The following is a 14,323-nucleotide window of genomic DNA, read 5'->3' on the forward strand; positions in this document are numbered from 1 at the left end:
AGCTTTTGTGATCTTCGCCAGCATCCGCGTGATCACCTTCCCCGTTAATGGCTGGGTACCTGCAAATTGCTAATGAGGGGGGCTGATTGGTCGTGCTCGACGTGATCTTTCAACAATCTCTGCTTCTTGGCTTGCACCCGGATCTGAGACGATCTTCAAAGGGAAGCGACCGACCGGCCTTGCGAATTCCATAGTAACATTCCCGCCTGCTTCTGCGACCAACGCCTTTAGGCGATCGAACTCGCCGCACCAGATCGTTTCCATGTCGTGGTCACGACTTGCATCGCGAGCTTCGGCCGAGCTGCCGATACCTACGGCACGCACCTGAAGGAGATCCGATCTGGGTCCGCCCAAGAGCTCGACTCCGTAGCCAGGATTGGCCGCCTTACGAATGACGATCTGGCCGTTCTGGACCCAGGCGGTCGCCATACCCTCGAATACCTCGTATCCCAGGCCGGCAAGACCTTCGAGCACCGCACGCCTGCGCTCCTCGGCCGCCATCGCCTTGAATTCTTCCTCGACGAGCAGGTCTGCGCGCTCGACGAGTTCTTGTCCCTTGCTGGGCAGTGGGGAGGCGAGGGCGTCCTCGATTTCGGTCACCAGCGAGGTAGCCTCCGCTGACTTCATCATGGAAAGCTGGCGCGTCGCGCCCGAAGCTCGTCGGCTATCCGAGGCGCACTGGCGCTCATCAACGGACTGTGCGAGCTTAACGGTATTCTCTCGATTGGACGGGCGAGAAGATCCTGCATGATTGTTTGTGATGTGTCCACGAATTTGGGCAACTGCTCGGCGCCTGATGGTGTGGGATCGCCTTTTAGGGCCGGTGGGCCGGGGTGAGGAGTTGTCACATCGCGATCGACCGGAAAGCATGCCGACGCTGAAGGAAGTGGACAGGGCGCGGGCGTGGAGTGAGAAACCTACCAGACCTTAGGAAGATAACAGTGAAGAAGGAGATGCGGAAGCGGCCATTTCGCACTTCGTTGATAAGTGGGTGGAGCAGGCAAAGGAGCCTGGCCGCCCGATGGCCTGCATCACTACAGCTTCGGCACGTTCTGGACTTGGCTCCAAGACAACTACCATCAGTATACGAAATTTCGGGTTGTACCGAACGCTCGCTATGTCGCAGAGATGTGGTTCGATAGGCTTACGAAGCAGACATGGCGCAATTAGCCGGTGCCTAAGAGCGAAAAAGGCCGGTGTTCAAGGACGTTGATCCGATCGCCTGCCTGCTGCCAATTCTTGGACTCACAGATCTAACCGTTCAGTCCCTGAGCCCAATTGCTCAAGTAGACACGGCTTCGTGCCGCATGCCGGACACAAAGTTAGGGGTAAGGCGCGAAAGATAGCATCAGCATCAGGCTCGCAAATCCCGCCTGCTTTAGGTCAACCCTTCACAGTCAGCGCGAGCCTCGCTCCGAAGCCTCCAGCCAAAGCGTCGAGTGGGGCGCATTCGGCTGAAGCTTCGAACGCTTCCTAGGCTGTCGAGGCGGACATCTCTGTGACGGGCTCGGTTCAGCCTGCGGGGCAGCTCCTGTCGGTCCCCGAAACAGGGCCGACGACTAGTCTGGGTGGGGCAGTCCTCGAAGTTGGCGGCGGAACGGCTGTGCTCGAAGGGCCCGGTGGGATTCCGAATCGCAGCACGGGGCGATGTGGTCCCCGGCATCGGGCGTATCGACTCTATCGTGCGCTGAGGCCAGCCGACTTCGTCGGCCGCAATCTCGTTTCGCAGGAGAGCTGGATCGACGACTCGGCAGCCTACGACCGGCACGTCAAGAACAGTCTCGAACGTTCAGTCGCGCAGTTGCCGAGACATATCCGACATCTGGCACTGCTGGTGTGCTGATGGCGCCGCCACGAACGAGACGAGCCGAGATCACATGTCGCCAGTGGCTGGATAAGCAGGTTGCAGATCGGCGAGCTCGACCGGCGTGAGTCGCAAAGCGAGCTGCGGGAACGGCTTTATTGCGCTCTAAGCGGCGAATGAGTGAAGAAAAAGTGCGCAAGGTTACGGATGGAGGTAGGTTACGTTCTCAATTTTCAACGCGGTACCCGATAGGGGATCTCTCGTCAATTTGTTGCGGGCCGCCCGCTATCTCAGGTTTTTGAAAAGGATCTTTGTTGCGGCGATGCGCATCTTACATGATGGCTCGGTCGCGTGGGCGCGTTGTTGCGCAGCTGGTGCATTCTTTCACCGTCTTCTCTGAAATCCCGCACTTTTGGTGCGTGTGTGATCATGTTCACGCGCCTTAAGGTTATTAGGCAAGGAACAGGGCGATCTCAGGAAGATGGATCCTGGCTCATGATCTTAGATCGGACGCTGCCTTCAGCCTCGTGCTGCCAATAGGAGGCGAAAATAGCCTGCCAGAATTTGCGGCTAGCAATGTGAGAGCGCGAAGTCGCTGCATTGTCTCGGGGGCGCACGGTATTCCTGCGGGGGCCGCGCTCTGTCTCTATTTTGTGCGGTCAACTGCGCTAAAACAAGCCGGGCTCCGTAAGGAAAATCACGCCTCCGGACAGAGCCAAGAACGTAGGTCACAGCCCTGAGACCTGCATTCGGCGACGAGCGCAGATTTCGCAAATCGAGGGATTGAGTCCGTTGTTTAGCTGCAATGGGAGTTTCAACCTTCGAATTTTGCGCGGCTTTCCTGCTCGGCAAGAAGAACAACACAATAAACCAGCCGACGAAAGACGATCCGCATCGGACAACTCCAAGTCGCGAGGAAGTGATTGCAGATCGTGCAGGTAGCTGTAGATACAATGTACAGCTTAAGATAGAGTCAGCTGAAGCGAGGCATCCTGTCACATCCGCTTCGCGAGCGCAGGCCGCTAACGAGTTCGTTTCTTGTCGTGCGGATGAGGCCACGCCAGTCGCATGCGGTGACGATGCAATCGTTGTTCGAGGATTTTCCAAGAACGAGTTCACAGACGAGGCGAACGTTACTCGAGATCGAAAAGAAAGCTGGTTTCGTTTCATGGACTGGACATAGACGAGCTCTATAATTTGTACTGTTGATCAGGCTGCAGATCGATCTGTTCGCGTTATACGCGAGTTGATTCGAACCGCACTGGCTGTGCCCGCACCGCAGAGGGAGTCAGATCCTAAGATGATGGTGGTCTGTATGAATCAGTCGGCGAATTGTGCGGTGTGGTCACCGGTCAGACAATTCGGATGCGTGTCATCAAGACGGCCTTGTCGCGTTCGTTGCCACGCGTCACCACAAATCGCGGAGCTTTGTTTAGACATTCACAGAGAGAGGCACCGTCATGAGTGGCACAATGATCATTGATAACGTCATCCCGCGTGCAGACATCGTCGAACATGCGGACCGGCTTGGTGTCGAAATCAAGAACATTACGCTGTCGGACGATTTGTCTGACGAGGTCATCATAGCCATTAACCGGCTGCTGCTAGAGCGTAAGGTCATCCTCTTCCGTGATCAGAGACATCTCGATGATGCCCAGCAACAGCGTTTGGTGCTCCGGCTCGGCTCGCTGATACCGAATCCCACAATGCTGGACGCAAGGGGAGACCTAACAAACCGGAAGACGCTCCCTGATCGCGCCTGCAGTCAAGTCGACCAGATGACCGATGACGACGTCGTCAGTGCCCGCTGCCAAACAATTTCAGTGCTGCGGGAGGCAGCGGTCCCGCGTTTTAGCGGGGACATCGCTTGGTCGAACACGGCGGCCGCTTATCTTGATCTTCCCGATCCCCTGCGGATGCTCGCCGATAACCTTTGGGCTGTGCGCTGCGCCGCATTCGATCACACTGCGACGGAGGGGGCCACCGAAGCCGACAAGAGGGCATTGGACGACGTATCCACCGGAACGATCTACGAAACGACACATCCGATCGTTCGTGTTCATCCCGAGACTGGCGAACGGATGCTCTCGCTTGGCCGTTCTGTGCAGAACTTTGTCGGCCTGCAGCGCTATCCCAGCCAAAAACTGTTCGGACTGCTGCAATCCTATCTCACCGCGCCGCAGAACACCCTGTGCTGGAACTGGAAATCAGGCGACGTCGCAATCTGGGACAATCGCGCGACTGAGGCGTACCCCATGAACAAAATTGGCAGTCCTCATTTGGCCATGGACCAGCGTGCGATTGACGCCGGCGTACCGCACATGAGGAGGCTGAAATCACGGGCCGCTGAGGCTGCCTAGCAGTGTCGGCACGTCGGGTTTTCGTAAGACGCTGGCGGTTCAAGGCTAAGTTGCGGCTCTGCGATGGCGAGCGGAGCCGGGCCTTCGAGCTTATCCCTCCAGGACCGGCTAACCGGCGCCGGCAACCTGCATCTTTTCTTGTCCATAAGAATTGCTGAGAAGCGCGAGCAGGCGGTGTCATTCTCGGGTGAGAGCCGGGTAGAATGCGAGCCGGCTCTTGGCTATCGGGGCCGGGCATTGAAAAGCTGGAGCGGATCGAGCTCGGCGAAGCGCTATCCAGCCTAAAAAGCGGGCATGCTCACTGCGGAAATAAATCATGAATGTGGGCCCAGGCACGTCAGGGTCCTGATCATCGATGAAGGCCTTTCAAGAGTGTCCTTCGCAATTGGGGATGGCGCTCACGCTCGCTTGTGAGGAGGCGGGGTCGCGTGTTTGTTCGGACAGAAAGGCGTGGACGCGCTTGTCGCATACCTTGGGCATGCTGGGCGGTTCGCTGGAGCCGGTCGCGATCAAAGCGGTTTCTATCCACGATGACTGACGTAGTTGGCACATTCTTCAGGGGTGAACATGTTCAGTGTGCGTCCCATGAGATCCGAGAGGCGTCGACGGTTCGGGGGCTCGCCGCAACAGTTCTTTGGCTTGGCGAATTCATCTCGATCGGCTTGAGATCGGGCTGTAGGCGGCAGGAATAGTAGGCGCGCGCCTGCGCCTCCGATGAGGCAGACGGCCTGTTCGTTCTTCTGGCCTGTGAGGATCACCGAAGGTGCTCGTCTTTTTTAACGGGGCCGCTCTGGGCGTTCGTTAAGCCGAATCGTGCTGGCGCAACATCCGATGGAGCAGGAGATCGGATTCGGCCGCCACAGATTCGAAGGGAGCACGGGCGCCGCTCCGGCGCGTTTCGCTCCCGTGGTTAGCTGCAAACATGGCTCTCTCCATAATTACGTCCTGTTCCGACACGGGCGTGCCGGCTTGCGTCCTCTGGACATTGGCTTGGGTGGCACCGCACCCTTCGCCGGCTCAGCGAACAATTCGGACAAGTGAATACCCAGGGTCGCGGCGATACGATCCAGGAGATCAATGGTCGGGTTCTCTTTCTTCTGCTCAATGCGCCCCATATACGAGCGGTCGATCCCGGCATCATAGGCCAATTGCTCTTGCGGAATGCCGCGCTCTACGCGGATACGGCGCACATTCCAGGCCACAAGCGCACGAGCGTTCATGCGCAAAGGCAGCCATTCCGACGATTATGAAACCACTGGTTATAGCCAGAGTATTACGATAAGCTCACACCTACGCCGTTGGCTGTCCTCGTCCAATTGCTTCAAGGAAGAAGGTCACGGTGAGATGTAGACGCCGTAATGATTGTCGTCTGCGAATGTCGTCGATCATCGCAAGTGTTCTCGCGGTGCGATAGCCCGCTACTCGCCGGAGAGCAGTAATGGCCGCTCAGAGGTACTGCGGCTTTTCCGGGCACCGCGACCAGATAGGACAACCGTTCAAGTGGAGCTCGAAAAGAGAAAAGAATTCTCTCTAGGGGCTGGGGTCCGGCCACGGCGGCCTTTCACCAGTGCGCGCGGGCCGGTCACCACGGGCAACCCTCTTCTTAGGCAGGGAAGAGCAAGAACAGCCTAGCCACATGGGAAATCTGCGGTCAGTTCCGGTATGTACCGCGATGAAAGAGGAAATGCGCAGGATGGAGCCACCAGGTCATTGTGAGCGGATATGCGATCGCGGTCTTGGTGCGAAAATGAGTTTGGCGCTGCGACGATTCGGGCGGTACCACAGCGCCCCCAAGTTAGTTATCGTTGCTCGGATTTCGATAGAATTTTCAGTTCGGTAGGAGTTCAGTCAGTGCCGGCCGACCCGAAAATCGCAGAATTGGCGCCCAGCGCGCACGAGGTCACGTCATATGACAAGGAGCACGCCGTCACCTACATGCGACTTCTCGATGCCGACGCTGACAAGGCAGATTGGCGCGAAATCGCACGCGTTGTGCTTGGGCTTGACCCGACAGTTGAACCCGATCGTGCGCGACGCACGTTCGAAAGTCATCTGACGCGGGCCAAGTGGCTAGCGGGCCGCGGCTATCGTGATCTGCTGCGGGGCGGTTGGCCAAAGCAATGAACGCGGCGGATGTCAGGATCCGCGGAATTCCTAGCAATCGCAAAAGATGATTATTCCATCGATTAAGTGCGCGCGGGGCTCTCACGCGGAACGCACGTAACCGGAAAGAGCCACAATCTTCAGCTGCATTGCGCCGCGTGTGAAATCCCGCGGGAAAATGGTGCGATGCCGGGTACTGACTGGAGATCTGAGGAAGCATACAGCGACCTGAAGAAGGCAGAAGCTGCCGACGTGGCCTGGGAGTGGCTGCGCCGGGATCCCGATTACCAAGAGGATTATAGGCGGTTGTCTCGCCGCCAACGATCCAGCGCAACAACGAGCCACTTGCGACGGAAGTGGGGGCTTTCGTTTTCCAGCTGATCCGCAAAAGACATTCGACAAGCAAGCAGTCTTCTGGGCACCCGAAGTGCTGTCGACCGTACTGCCTATGCGGGCGGCCAATTGCGTGGCGCCCAAAAGCTACCAGCTCGATTTCACCAATCTGCCTGGCAGCGAGGTTGGTCGCGCGCCGGATGGCTGGCATGCCATCGTGCCGCTCGGAGGCGCGAAGCATCGCCTTTGGCTGAAGAGCCTTCCGGCGAGCGGGTCTGCTGTCGTGCTCGACCTGCCGCTCGACGCGAATTTCGAGCTTCGCTTGCAGGCCGCACGTCGATTTTGGCTCGCCCTTGAGCATCGGCCGCTCGGAACGCCTCCTCTTGCTTTGCCAGCTTTGAAGCGGCGTCGGCTTATCCTCGCGCTGCGCGCACTGGATGGATGGCAGCAAGGAAATAGCTATCGCCAAATCGCGCAAGGTCTGTTTGGAAGCCATCGTATTGGCGAGCGGGGCTGGAAAACAGACGACTTGCGCAGCCGAACCATTCGGCTTGTTAAGCTGGGGCGGCGTCTCATGCGCCTTCGCTGCCGCGCATTGCTCCACAAAGGCAAGGATGACAGTTCATGAGCTCTCGGGCGTTAAATGGCATGGCCTCGATTCCGTGCAACCAATTCATTTGCTCGCGTCGCTCGATCGGCGATAAGATGAGGTCTTTGCGTTCCGATCTCTCGCGCCGTCCTTTGTTTTCGGGACTGCTGCAAAAGAAACGTAATCTTCGTCGGACGAAGACACCGGCGGTCTTGTTCGGATTGTCTCTGAAGTTGAGTGCCCTGGACGTGAATGGGGGCGGTACATCGATCTCCCGCAGAGTCATTGAAGAGACCTCGAGAGGCATTTCAGGTAGCCTGCGCTAGCGTCGCCCTCTTGCAAAGACGAGCGACCCACCGGCAAAAAGAACGAGCGATTTCGGGGTGCTCGCTGCGATCCACCGCAAAGGCGCGATATTGCATGCCACTTGGAGCGCGTGAGCCGGGGATGATTTGCAAGGCGCCCCCTCGCACTAAATCACTGACGATGATTTCCGGTGCGACAAGAAGGCATTTTCCTGTCATGACTGCCGGCAGAGCGAGATAATTATGATCGTACCGCGCGCCCGCTCGTATGTCGTTTGAGGACAGGTTCATGGCCCTCAGCCATGTTGGCAGGATGTCGGGTCGTGATGTGATGTTCAGTATCGGGATTGAGCGAACGATCGAGAGCTCTCTGCCCGCGACCAGGTTTGGCGGCCCGACGCATACCAGCTCCTCATTGTAGATCTCCCAACTGTCGGCGGGTTCGATGACGGAAAGGTCACGTGTAATCAATATGTCGAAGTCGTCCGAAGATGAAGGCAGCGATAGCGAGCTGATGACGTCCACGATAACGCCGCCAGCTTCAGCAGAGAACGCTTGCAGATTTGGAATCAGAAGCGAGGAAGCAAAAGTCGATAGCGATGTGCGGACGACGATCCGGTTGGTGCCGGCGGCCGTCCGCCGCCGCATTCTCTTGGCGGTGAAGCCCACTGTCTCGAGCGGCTCAGAGACTGCGTTAGCAAATAGTCTTCCGAACTCAGTCAAATCACTGCGCCGGCCGCGCCGCGCGATGAGGTCCGCACCGAGATAGTCCCGCAGGACGGATAAATAGCGGCTGACCGAGCTCTGCGTCGTTCCCAAGCTGCTGGCGGCGCGCGTGACGCTGCCTTCGCGTGCGACGGTCACAAAGGCGCGGATGGCATTTAAAGGAACTTCGTCGTCTTGAGCCGCCATTGTCCGCTCCGGCGCCAGATTGAACATTCATCACATTATTCGATGTCCATCGCGGGATTGCCGCGAATCAGGGGGCGGCCGCGCACAAAATCCGCCTCCGAGCGCATTGATGCTTGGCCACCGCACAAGATCGGCGTCAATGGCTCGGTGTTGTCAGGGGGGCTAGGTCCTTTTGCGGCGTGCCGGCTTCGGCTTGCGACCTTTACGTAAGGTAGCAGGTGGCAGCGCCCCCTTGGATGGCCGAACAAACAGCTCGGAGACAGCAACGCCGAGCGTCCTGGCAAGGCGATCGAGAAGATCAATTGTGGGGTTTGCCTGTTGGCGCTCAAGTCCGCTCATATAGGAGCGATCAATACCTGCATCGTAGGCCAATTGCTCTTGCGGAATACCGCGCTCGACGCGGATCCGGCGCACATTGTATGCCACAAGCGCACGAGCTTTCATGCGCGAAGGCAGCCATTTCGATGGTCATCAAACCACTGGCTATAACCGACATAAAAACATCACAAAACTGCGCGGGTTTTGCCGGCGCTGACCCGAGCGCCGTCGTTCCGCTGGCTCGACAGCCGTTCGATTCCGCTGCCCATTTGCGCTAACAGCCTCGAGCCAAACGCAAAAGATGCTGACTGACAGGGCACGATAGTCTTCCATTCAACGAAATGGAGTCGTAGCCCGACGAACGTGCCGCCCCAACCCGTCGAGATTGCAGCGACAGCCGTTCAGGCGAGATTAGAGTCGGCCTGCAGCACTGCATCAGCGCAGGAATCGCGTTTCAGCTGCCTCAATCTCGTCCATTCTCTGCAGTCTGAAGAGTTCCTCTATCGTTACAATATCCTTGTGGACGTTCTGGACGCCGCCATCAGCGATGATACGGCGGAAGGTGTCCCTCAAGGCTGTGCTTGAGGCCCGGATCCGAAATTGCCATAACTCATCATCTGGACGTTCCGCAGCAAGGCTCGTAACCTTGGGAAATGTCTTGTCCTCGATGACAACGGAGCTGGCGCCGGTCCTTTCATACTCGCCAATGGCATGGATGACATTGATCGCATTGCCATAGCCTGTGTCGATGTCGGCCACATCGCATAGTGCAGGGTTTTCCGTCTACTTATTTCGATACCTGTCATCCGGCTGTGACACGATGGGTCTTGAAGGCCCGCAGCTTGCCAAAGATTTTCAAGCCGGCAAGGAAGTGCTGCGTGCCGCCAGCGGGTGGTGCCAGCCGGCCTCCCGGTCAGCAACCTGGAGGTGAACGCCTGTATAAGCCTTAGCTCCATCGAGGCGATCGGCGGCGTCTGTTTCGATACGAGGGAAACGGTTTTCGAATTGAAGGGGGCATCATGGACGCCTGGTACACGCGGCTGGACAGCAAACTAATCGAAGTACCAGTTTTTGGTGCAGGAACCGCTTGGAGCGATGGCGAGCACTCACAGTTTCAGAGCCTCCCTGATCCGCGGCACCGTCCGCAGGTTCAGGCGAATGGTTCCATCGTCATCGCCCAGAACACGTGTCCCGGTCAACGGGCTTCGGCTCGTTCGAGTCGAATCTAAATCGTCGCTCGCCTCTAATCCTGTTTGCTAGGGGACAGGGATTACCAAGTTTCCGTTCGGCGGCTCACAACATCAAATCAGTTATCTGGCGGCGCGAAGTGCGCAATTCTTGTCCAAATTCCGACACCGGCACAAAGCCCGTCGGGTTCAAAACACTGGTCGCCGTGAACTGCCGTTGAGCTGTTCATGCGCAATTAGGCGCTTAATGCGCGCAGACGATGCTGGCACGGACGTTGCTACTAAGGGTGCAGCAGTACTGAAAGTGCTGAGCCCACCCAGATGCGAGTCGAGCGATGCTCTCCTTCCTTGAATCGACGTGGCCTGCTCGTGAGAGGACGAGCTTGTTCCTTGTAACTTTGTGTGTCGGCGTGCTTAGCGCTGCGACACCGACATTCGCTACGGCTCTCGTTCGGCAGCCCGTCTACACCACGGCACCCCACTTCTCGGTCGCGGTCGCGATCGGAGATCAGCGAGCACAAAACGTCGCGCAGTCCCTGACAATAACTTTGGAGCGTAACATGACGCTGGGCTTAGAATCCCCAGCTCCCCCGATCAAGGTGGAGAACTGGCTGCGTGGTCAACCCCTCACGAGCTTCCAGCCCGGGAAAGTGTACATCGTCGAATTTTGGGCAACTTGGTGCGCACCGTGTGTGGCGGCGCTGTCCGATCTGGTACAGCTGCAAGAGAAATACAGAGATAGCGGAGTTGAGGTCCTCGGAATAGCAGCTGGTGAGCGCGCTCAAACAGCGGAAAAGGCCCGAAGCAAGTTGGACGCATGGTTGACCGAAAAGTTGCCGAATCTCAACTATCGGGTCGGGCTCGACTACACACGCGAAATGGACGAGCTTTGGATGGATTCCAGCTTTTCTATCGGGATTCCCACTTCGTTCGTCGTCGACCGTGATGGCCACATCGCCTTTATCGGTTCCCCGACGCAACTCGAAGAGGTTTTGCCGAAGATTCTGACTGGCAGCTGGCGCATCAGCGATGAAGCGAAAGCCGCCGATGCTGAGCGGATCGCCAAGGGCGAACGCACAATGCCGATCTTCGTCAAATTGACGCCGGCGATGAAGGCGCAGGATTGGGCGAAGGCGCTTTCGGTGGTCGAAGAAGCCGTCGCTGTTCTGCCGGATGACGTGAACTTCCGCGTGCTCCAGGCGGATCTGTTGCTTCACAAAATGCGCGACTTGCAGGCCGGCCTGCCGGTGATGCGCCAATTGGTTCGTGACGCGATCAACAAAAAATCCGCGCTGTGGATGGCCGGGGCGATGCGCCAACTCTTTGATCCGGCGAATGACAACTCTCATTTGCCGCAGGCCGAGCGCTTTGCGATGGGCAATGAGTTATCCGGACACATTCTGGCAATAAATGCTCCGCAACGCGGCGACGCCCCTAAGTTCCTGTCCTATCCGGCGGTCGCTCAGTACTATTACGAGAGCGGCAACAAGGATCGCGCGAGCGAGTTGATCGAGGTGACGCTGAAGTCGCTGGACGGCCCCGCACCTATCCCGGACAACCTGAAACAGGAGGTTATGTCGGAATCGGTCTAAACGCTCGCCAACTACAAGGGTCAGAAGGCTTGCTATGGGTCTGTTTGTGCGACTCCGCAACCCGGAGTCTCGCAAAGTAGCAAAGCGCAAGCGGCCGAGGAGAGAAGATGAAAAAGGGCGACGATCTGAGCTGCTCACTGGTTAATTCGTCCATTTATCCGGCGGGCCATCGGCAATTAACGATCAGCGAGCAGGGCGGTGGATCGTTTGTGGCACGTTGGAGGTTCGGATTGCTATGACCTCCATCCGGATCGACGCGGAGGTGATCTTCCAGGTGAAGTTATGCTGAACACTTCCTTCATCAAAATGCACCTTTGCGTACAGCCATGGCCGGAGCCAGCCGGACATCCCCACGCTTCTGCAGGTGGGCAAAGATGAGTGACGCCGATCCCGCCTACCTGGCTCACACAAGCTCGGATCGCGCAAGCCTGGCTGATGTCTCAGATCGATGCTCTCAGCTACGAGGAGCTCGCAAAGCGTGAGGCGCTTCGGCTAAGCGCTTACGCGAAGAGTGGGTGAAATGGGTAGAAGATTTCGGCCGCAACCCCCAGACTCCGGGCATTTATCGCATCCCTCGTACGGCGCGCCAAGCATTGGGCACATCGGGTCTGGATCGACCGTTTTTTACACCGCGTGCGCCACAAACCCCTAGCGCCATGACCAGTCAAGATGACAAACGACCCGCCGCAATCGGCTTGGTTCTCCCGTTTGCGTTGGAGCACTGGCTGAAGCAGCCAGTCCGTGCCGCGATCATCCTCGTTGGCTTCTTAGGGGCGACGGTCGCCGACCTGTTCATGCCGGTCTATTCCGGCCGTCTAGTGGATGCATTGACGTCGGGCCCCTCCGACCAAGCGGCGCGACATGCGGCACTGATTGCGTTCGCTGGTATCCTCGCCCTTGGTCTGCTCTCGATTATGTTGCGGTTTACGGGCTTGCAGGCGATCGTGCCGTTCACGCTGAAGACCATGTCGGATGTGGCCCGTGGGGCCTTCATGCGCGTGCAGCGCTTCTCAACCGACTGGCACGCTAACTCGTTCGCCGGCTCGACCGTGCGCAAGGTCACCCGCGGCATGTGGGCGCTTGACCTGCTTAACCATACGATCCTGATGGCGTTGTTGCCGTCGCTCGCGGTGCTCGTGGGCTCGACGATCCTGCTCGGCCTGCATTGGCCCGAGCTCGGCGCCGTGATCGGCCTCGGCGCAGTGATCTATGTTGCCATCACGACGGCATTGACGATCGGCTACATCGCGCCGGCGGCGCGGGTCTCCAACGCCTGGGACAGCAAAGTCAGCGGCACGCTAGCGGACGCGCTCACTTGCAATACTGTGGCGAAATCTTTCGGTGCTGAGGCGCGTGAGGATGCGCGGCTTGACAATGTCGTCAGACGCTGGCGGGCGAGGGTGCAGCGCACCTGGCTGCGGTCCAACGGCACGAGTACGGTGCAGCTCGTGATGCTCTTGTGCTTTCGTGCTTCGGTGATCGGCGGCGCCATCCTGCTGTGGATAGCGGGGCGCGCCTCTCCGGGCGACGTCACCTATGTGTTGACAAGCTATTACATCATCCACGCCTATTTGCGCGAAGTAGGGATGCACATCAACAATCTGCAGCGCTCGGTGAACGACATGGAGGAACTGGTTGCCATCTATGGCGAGCCGATCGGAATTGTCGATGCCCCCGACGCCAAGCCGATCGACATTCACGGTGGGATGATCACGTTCGAGGACGTCACCTTCCGTTATGACAGCGATCGCGTGCCGCTCTACGACGGATTGTCGATCAACATCCGCGCCGGCGAGCGGATCGGTCTGGTGGGCCGCTCCGGCTCCGGCAAGACCACGTTCGTCAAGCTGCTTCAGCGGCTCTACGACATCTCCGGCGGCCGGATCCTGATCGACGGGCAGGACATCGCGCTGGCCACGCAACGATCGCTGCGCAGCCAGATCGCGATCGTGGAGCAGGAACCGATCCTGTTTCACCGCTCGCTGGCTGAAAACATCGCCTATGGCCGACCCGGCGCCAGCATGGCGGCGATCAAACAGGCGGCGAGGCTCGCCAATGCGCATGACTTCATCATACGATCGCCGAAGGGCTACGGCACACTGGTGGGTGAGCGCGGCGTAAATCTGTCGGGCGGCGAGCGGCAGCGCGTTGCGCTGGCGCGCGCGTTCCTTGCCGATGCGCCAGTGTTGATCCTGGACGAGGCGACGTCGAGCCTGGATTCGGAATCGGAAGCGCTGATCCAAGAGGCGATGGAACGGCTGATGAAGGACCGCACCTCGATCGTAATCGCGCACCGCCTGTCGACGGTGCGCGGCCTCGACCGCATCCTGGTGTTCGATCGCGGCGAGATCGTCGAGCAGGGCGCGCATCCGGCACTCATCGTGCAACCCGGTGGCATCTATCGCAGTTTGTTCGAGCGGCAGGCCATCGAGTTCGGTCCGCTCTCGGCGGAAGGGGAGCCTAAAACACCGCTGGCCGCATCTCCGTAGCCCTAGAGCTATTTGGCCGTGCTGGAGGGACATGAGCATAGCCTGATAATCCCACATCCCTTTTGCAATGTGGTGACGGAGGCGCGCGTGAGCGTTAATGCAAAGGCGCATGAGGAGTTCTTCCGGACGTGGCTCGCAGATATGGTTGAGCCGGGCCGGCCGTTCGGCTTAAGCGAGGTCCGACGGCGACGGCAGCGGGATCACGGAGGGACGGCGGACGCTGCCGCAGGATGCGCGGGTGCGCGGCCAGGCGCGGCGGCTTGATGTGACCCTGGCTAGCCTCTGCCACCTGGTGTGGGGTAGGTGGTCGCGCGCAGCAGCGGCCGTGAGC

11 protein-coding genes are annotated in these 14,323 nt (G+C 58.6%); 6 read left to right on the top strand and 5 right to left on the bottom strand.

All coding sequences use genetic code 11. The features are described from left to right. Window positions 1–69: 69 nt before the first annotated feature. Window positions 70–630 carry a hypothetical protein gene (locus AB7008_RS08665; protein ID WP_223153733.1) on the bottom strand — a complete coding sequence of 187 codons (561 nt, stop codon included), beginning with the start codon at window positions 628–630 and terminating at the stop codon, window positions 70–72. Window positions 631–3,276: 2,646 nt separating this feature from the next. Between AB7008_RS08665 and AB7008_RS08670 the strand changes: the two genes are divergently transcribed. Continuing rightward, window positions 3,277–4,164 (top strand): TauD/TfdA dioxygenase family protein, encoded by an 888-nt coding sequence (locus AB7008_RS08670; RefSeq protein WP_244433073.1) that lies wholly within the window; start codon window positions 3,277–3,279, stop codon window positions 4,162–4,164. A 938-nt stretch (window positions 4,165–5,102) separates the two neighbouring features. Here AB7008_RS08670 and AB7008_RS08675 read toward each other — a convergent pair. Continuing rightward, window positions 5,103–5,384: a helix-turn-helix domain-containing protein gene (locus AB7008_RS08675; RefSeq protein ID WP_035711373.1), complete on the bottom strand. Its 282-nt coding sequence runs from the start codon at window positions 5,382–5,384 to the stop codon at window positions 5,103–5,105. Between the two features lie 631 nt (window positions 5,385–6,015). Here AB7008_RS08675 and AB7008_RS08680 point away from each other — a divergent pair. The 3 genes from AB7008_RS08680 to AB7008_RS08690 all read left to right on the top strand — a co-directional run bounded on the left by AB7008_RS08680 (window position 6,016) and on the right by AB7008_RS08690 (window position 7,228). Then, window positions 6,016–6,288, top strand: coding sequence for a DNA -binding domain-containing protein (locus tag AB7008_RS08680; RefSeq protein ID WP_035711371.1), 273 nt, complete (start codon window positions 6,016–6,018; stop codon window positions 6,286–6,288). A 165-nt stretch (window positions 6,289–6,453) separates the two neighbouring features. After that, on the top strand, window positions 6,454–6,648 hold the full coding sequence (locus AB7008_RS08685; RefSeq protein ID WP_071916574.1) for a transcriptional regulator domain-containing protein: 195 nt from the start codon (window positions 6,454–6,456) through the stop codon (window positions 6,646–6,648). 46 nt (window positions 6,649–6,694) lie between these two features. Continuing rightward, window positions 6,695–7,228 (top strand): DUF2285 domain-containing protein, encoded by a 534-nt coding sequence (locus tag AB7008_RS08690; protein ID WP_049803096.1) that lies wholly within the window; start codon window positions 6,695–6,697, stop codon window positions 7,226–7,228. A 269-nt stretch (window positions 7,229–7,497) separates the two neighbouring features. Here the strand turns inward: AB7008_RS08690 and AB7008_RS08695 are convergent, their stop codons facing one another. The 3 genes from AB7008_RS08695 to AB7008_RS08705 form a co-directional block, all read right to left on the bottom strand. After that, window positions 7,498–8,406: a LysR family transcriptional regulator gene (locus AB7008_RS08695; RefSeq protein ID WP_028143510.1), complete on the bottom strand. Its 909-nt coding sequence runs from the start codon at window positions 8,404–8,406 to the stop codon at window positions 7,498–7,500. A 162-nt stretch (window positions 8,407–8,568) separates the two neighbouring features. After that, on the bottom strand, window positions 8,569–8,850 hold the full coding sequence (locus tag AB7008_RS08700; RefSeq protein WP_080588731.1) for a helix-turn-helix domain-containing protein: 282 nt from the start codon (window positions 8,848–8,850) through the stop codon (window positions 8,569–8,571). A gap of 309 nt (window positions 8,851–9,159) precedes the next feature. Continuing rightward, window positions 9,160–9,483, bottom strand: coding sequence for a hypothetical protein (locus AB7008_RS08705; protein WP_014497904.1), 324 nt, complete (start codon window positions 9,481–9,483; stop codon window positions 9,160–9,162). Window positions 9,484–10,471: 988 nt separating this feature from the next. On the opposite strand from AB7008_RS08705, the gene AB7008_RS08710 reads away from it, so the two are divergent. Together AB7008_RS08710 and AB7008_RS08715 are read left to right on the top strand one after the other, a co-directional pair. Further along, on the top strand, window positions 10,472–11,503 hold the full coding sequence (locus AB7008_RS08710; RefSeq protein WP_038936655.1) for a TlpA disulfide reductase family protein: 1,032 nt from the start codon (window positions 10,472–10,474) through the stop codon (window positions 11,501–11,503). Window positions 11,504–12,159: 656 nt separating this feature from the next. Continuing rightward, window positions 12,160–13,992, top strand: coding sequence for an ABC transporter ATP-binding protein (locus AB7008_RS08715; RefSeq protein WP_028170463.1), 1,833 nt, complete (start codon window positions 12,160–12,162; stop codon window positions 13,990–13,992). The last annotated feature ends 331 nt before the right edge of the window (window positions 13,993–14,323 follow it).

This window comes from Bradyrhizobium sp. 521_C7_N1_3 (assembly GCF_052075975.1).
GTDB lineage: Bacteria > Pseudomonadota > Alphaproteobacteria > Rhizobiales > Xanthobacteraceae > Bradyrhizobium > Bradyrhizobium japonicum.

Excerpts from the sequence above, each read along its gene's own strand:
- AB7008_RS08665 (WP_223153733.1), bottom strand. The coding sequence starts at position 630 with ATGATGAAGTCAGCGGAGGCTACCTCGCTGGTGACCGAAATCGAGGAC.
- AB7008_RS08670 (WP_244433073.1), top strand. The coding sequence starts at position 3,277 with ATGATCATTGATAACGTCATCCCGCGTGCAGACATCGTCGAACATGCG.
- AB7008_RS08675 (WP_035711373.1), bottom strand. The coding sequence starts at position 5,384 with ATGAACGCTCGTGCGCTTGTGGCCTGGAATGTGCGCCGTATCCGCGTA.
- AB7008_RS08685 (WP_071916574.1), top strand. The coding sequence starts at position 6,454 with ATGCCGGGTACTGACTGGAGATCTGAGGAAGCATACAGCGACCTGAAG.
- AB7008_RS08695 (WP_028143510.1), bottom strand. The coding sequence starts at position 8,406 with ATGGCGGCTCAAGACGACGAAGTTCCTTTAAATGCCATCCGCGCCTTT.
- AB7008_RS08700 (WP_080588731.1), bottom strand. The coding sequence starts at position 8,850 with ATGAAAGCTCGTGCGCTTGTGGCATACAATGTGCGCCGGATCCGCGTC.
- AB7008_RS08710 (WP_038936655.1), top strand. The coding sequence starts at position 10,472 with ATGACGCTGGGCTTAGAATCCCCAGCTCCCCCGATCAAGGTGGAGAAC.
- AB7008_RS08715 (WP_028170463.1), top strand. The coding sequence starts at position 12,160 with ATGACCAGTCAAGATGACAAACGACCCGCCGCAATCGGCTTGGTTCTC.